The 4,354-nt window shown below is 73.8% G+C and carries 4 protein-coding genes; 3 read left to right on the top strand and 1 reads right to left on the bottom strand.

The features are described from left to right. The first annotated feature begins 231 nt into the window (after positions 1-231). The 3 genes from E1258_RS30300 (at position 232) to E1258_RS30290 (ending at position 3,617) form a co-directional block, all read left to right on the top strand. Positions 232-837 carry a class I SAM-dependent methyltransferase gene (locus E1258_RS30300; RefSeq protein WP_132407121.1) on the top strand — a complete coding sequence of 202 codons (606 nt, stop codon included), beginning with the start codon at positions 232-234 and terminating at the stop codon, positions 835-837. 80 nt (positions 838-917) lie between these two features. Continuing rightward, a complete protein-coding gene (locus E1258_RS30295; protein WP_132407119.1) occupies positions 918-2,594 on the top strand; it encodes an ABC-F family ATP-binding cassette domain-containing protein in 1,677 nt (558 codons plus the stop codon). A 78-nt stretch (positions 2,595-2,672) separates the two neighbouring features. Next, on the top strand, positions 2,673-3,617 hold the full coding sequence (locus E1258_RS30290) for an aldo/keto reductase (protein WP_132407123.1): 945 nt from the start codon (positions 2,673-2,675) through the stop codon (positions 3,615-3,617). Between the two features lie 132 nt (positions 3,618-3,749). Here E1258_RS30290 and E1258_RS30285 read toward each other — a convergent pair whose 3' ends face one another. Beyond that, positions 3,750-4,298, bottom strand: a complete 549-nt coding sequence (locus tag E1258_RS30285) for a hypothetical protein (RefSeq protein ID WP_132407117.1) — start codon at positions 4,296-4,298, stop codon at positions 3,750-3,752. Positions 4,299-4,354 lie beyond the last annotated feature (56 nt).

Here is a 4,354-nt window from a genome sequence, read left to right as displayed (position 1 = left end):
GGGTGGCCCCAGGCCACCGACAGGTCCGACCCGGGGCGGGGGTGCCCCTCGAAAGCGTCCTCATCGGACTCGTACCGATACACCATGTCACCCAGAGTAGGGGCTATTATCCCTTTAGGGGGTAATACCTCGAAACTGCGGCGCGGCCCGCCCTGCCTGCGGCGAGCCCGGCGCGGCCCGGCGGCCCGGGCCGCGCCGGGCTGTCCGCCCGTCAGTGCGAGAATGCCGGGCGTGACCGGCGACCACTACTTCTCCGCTGAACCCGGAACCGCCGCCCGCCCCCGGGAGGTCGAGTTCACCGCTGCCGGGCGCGACTACACGCTGACCTCGGCCGGCGGGGTCTTCTCCGCCGGCCGCCTCGACCCGGGCACGGCCGTCCTCCTGCGCAAGGCGGACCTGCCGACACCCGACGCCGCCGGCCCCCTGCTGGACCTGGGGTGCGGCTTCGGCCCGATCGCCTGCGTGCTGGCCGGCAGCGCCCCGGCGGCCATCGTCTGGGCCGTCGACGTCAACGAACGGGCCCGCGCGCTCGCCGCGGCCAACGCCGAGCGGGTCGGTGCCGCCGACCGGGTCCGCGTCGCCGCCCCGGACGACGTGCCGGCCGATGTGACGTTCGCCCAGCTCTGGTCCAACCCGCCGATCCGGATCGGCAAAGAGGGCCTGCACGAGCTGCTGCTGCGCTGGCTGCCCCGGCTCGCCCCGGACGGCGTGGCCTGGCTGGTGGTCGCCCGCCACCTCGGCGGCGACTCGCTGCACCGCTGGCTGGTCGAGCGGGGTTGGCAGGTGCGGCGGCACGCCAGCCAGAAGGGCTACCGGGTGCTGCGGGTCACCCGCTGATCGGGGGGCGGCCCGATGGTCGAGCGATCGCCCCGGTAATCGGGTGTCGCCCGCCCGGCCCGCTCGGGCAGGATGCCGGCGTGGGATACGTGGACGTGGGAGCCGTCGGGCACATTCTCCCTGACGGTCGGGAGCTCTTCGCCGATGTGTCGTTCCGGGTCGGTGAGGGCACCAAGGTCGCCCTGGTCGGGCCGAACGGCGCGGGCAAGACGACGCTGTTGCGGATGGTCGCCGGCGACCTGCCGGTGCGCTCGGGCGGAATCGCCCGGTCCGGTGGCCTCGGCGTGATGCGCCAGTTCATCGGCATGATCGGCGACGACTCCACCCTCGCCGACCTGGCCCTGTCGCTCGCGCCGCCGACGCTGCGCGAGGCCGGCCGCCGACTCGCCGAGACCGAGGCGGCCATGCGGGCGGCCGAGGTGCGCGGCAAGTACGGCAACGCCGCCGCCAAGGCGCAGCTCGCTTACGCTGACGCGCTCGCCGCCTGGGGCGAGAGTGGCGGTTACGACGCCGAGGTCCTTTTTGACACCGTCGCCACGACCGTGCTCCACCTGCCCTGGGACACCGCCCGGGACCGCCCGGTACGTACCCTCTCCGGCGGCCAGCAGAAGCGCTTCGCCCTCGAACTGCTGCTGCGCGGGCCCGACGAGGTGCTGCTGCTCGACGAGCCGGACAACTTCCTCGACGTGCCGGGCAAGCGGTGGCTGGAGGACCGGCTGCGCGAGTCGTCGAAGTCGGTGCTCTACGTCTCGCACGACCGGGAGTTGCTGGCCCGCACCGCCGACCGGGTGGTCGCCGTGGAGGGTGGCAGCGCCTGGGTGCACCCGGGGGGCTTCGCGAGCTGGCACGACGCGCGAATGGCCCGGCACGCCCGCCTCGACGAACTGCGCCGCCGCTGGGACGAGGAGCACCAGAAGCTGCGCGAGCTGGTGCTGATGTACAAGCAGAAGGCCGCGTACAACGACGGGTTGGCGTCGCGGTACCAGGCCGCGCAGACCCGGCTGCGCAAGTTCGAGGAGGCCGGGCCGCCGCCGGTACCACCGAAGGACCAGGACATTCGGATGCGCCTGACCGGCGGGCGGACCGGCAAGCGCGCGGTGATCGCCGAGCAGCTTGAGCTCGACGGCCTGACCTACCCGTTCGACCTGGAGATCTGGTACGGCGATCGGCTCGCGGTGCTCGGGGCCAACGGCACCGGCAAGTCGCACTTCCTGCGACTGCTGGCCCGGGGCGGCACCGACCCGGACCCGGCCAACGGCCCGGTCGACGGGGCCGCCGCGCTGGCCCCGGTGGCGCACGACGGGGTGGTCCGGCTCGGCGCGCGGGTACGCCCCGGCCACTTCTCGCAAACCCACGACCGGCCCGAGCTGATGGCCAAGACGCTGGTCGAGGTCCTGTGGCGCGGCGACGACCACCGGGCCGGGATGGACCGGCACGCGGCGATGGCCGCACTGAGCCGGTACGAGCTGGCCGGGCAGGGCGACCAGCGCTTCGGCACCCTCTCCGGCGGCCAGCAGGCCCGCTTCCTGGTCCTGCTGCTGGAGCTGTCCGGGGCGACGCTGCTGCTGCTCGACGAGCCGACCGACAACCTGGACCTGGCCAGCGCGGAGGCGCTGGAGGCCGGCCTCGCGGCGTTCTCGGGCACGGTGATCGCGGTGACCCACGACCGCTGGTTCACCCGATCCTTCGACCGCTTCCTGCTGTTCGGCAAGGACGGCGAGGTCGTCGAGACCCCCGAGCCGGTCTGGGACGTGTAAGGAGGAGTCCCCTGTTAACGAATAGCGTTGTACAGGGCCCCTCCTAACGCCTGGCATAGGGTTGATCGCGTGACTGAGATGACGTACCGCCGGTTGGGCGATTCCGGGCTCGTGGTGTCCGTGGTCGGCGTCGGCTGCAACAACTTCGGCCGCAAGCTCGACCTCGACGGCACCCGGGCGGTGGTCGACGCGGCGCTCGACGCCGGCATCACCCTGTTCGACACCGCCGACATCTACGGCGAGCCGCAGGGCACCTCCGAGGAGTTGCTCGGCCAGGCGCTCAAGGGCCGCCGGGACGAGGTGGTGCTGGCCACCAAGTTCGGCATGGACATGCACGGGCTCAACGGGGCGGACTTCGGGGCCCGGGGCTCCCGGCGCTACATCGCCCGCGCGGTCGAGGCGTCGCTGCGGCGGCTCGGCACCGACCACATCGACCTGTACCAGATGCACGAGCCCGACCCGAGCACCCCGATCGACGAGACCCTCGCCGCCCTCGACGACCTGGTGCGCGCCGGCAAGGTGCGCTACCTGGGCAACTCCAACTTCGCCGGGTGGCAGATCGCCGACGCCGACTGGGTCTCCTCGTCCAACGGTCGGGCCCGGTTCGTCAGCGCACAGAACCACTACTCGCTGCTGGAGCGGGGCGTCGAGGCCGAGGTCATTCCCGCCTGCGAGCGCTTCGGCCTGGGTATGCTGCCGTTCTTCCCGCTCGCCAACGGCCTGCTCACCGGCAAGTACAAGCGTGGCGAGGCCGCCCCGACCGGCAGCCGGCTCTCCGGCGGTGGCCGGTACGCCGAACGCCTCGCTGCCGCGCCGTGGGACACCATCGAGGCGATCGAAGCGTACGCCGCCGAGCGGGGACTCACCATGCTCCAGGTGGCGATCGGCGGGCTGGCCGCCCGGCCCGCGGTGGCCTCCGTCATTGCCGGGGCCACCACCCCGGAGCAGGTGTGCGCCAACGCCGAGGCCGGCACGTGGCAGCCCGGCGACGACGACCTGGACGCGCTCGACGCCGTCCTCTGAGGTGCCATGGCCCGCCCACCTCGAGGCGGCGCTCACCCGGCTCGACGAACGCGTCGATACCCTGCCACAGCCGAACGACGAGGGACGCCGGGGCAGCCCGCCCCCGACGTCCCTCGTCCGACTCCCGGCCGGTCAGGCCGCCGGCTCCCCGGGGCGGGCCGGCCGGCGTCGCCGCACGAGCAGCAGCGGCACCGCCGCCAGTAGCGCGACGGCGACGAGCCCGCCGGCCGCGTACGTCCACCACCCGACGCCCGACCGGTCCCGCTCGTCCGGGCCGGCCTGCACGGCGACGGGCCGTGGCGCGGGCGGCGACTGGGCGGGCCGGGCCTGCACCGTCGCCTTCGCCGACGTCTGGTACGGGGCGGGCGCGGTGACCGTCACTTGCCAGCGGCCGGGGGAGAGCACCGGGCCGCTGGAGTAGAAGCCCTGCCCCTCCGCGGCCGGTTCGAGTTGCAGCGGCCCGGCCTTCCGGTCGCCCTCACCCTCGGCGGTGAGGACCAACCGCACCGGCTGGTCGAGCCGGTGGCCGTCGGCGTGGGTGGCCCGCACGGTGACCCCGCCGGCCCCGTCGCCGGCCACCGTCAGCTTGAGTTTTCCGTTGTGCGCCGCCGCCGGGGCCGTCGGCAGCGCCACCAGGCACGCCGCGACGAGCGCGGCGGTGAGAATCCTGAGGGTACGCATCGCACGTGCTCCACTCGTTCGGTTCGGGTGGGGCCGCTCCCGCCGTCGTCGTGGAC

This window comes from Micromonospora sp. KC207 (genome assembly GCF_004348615.1).
In the GTDB taxonomy this organism is placed as follows: domain Bacteria; phylum Actinomycetota; class Actinomycetes; order Mycobacteriales; family Micromonosporaceae; genus Micromonospora.
The sequence above is the reverse complement of the archived record's forward strand: the minus strand, read 5'-3'. Positions and strand labels throughout refer to the sequence as shown.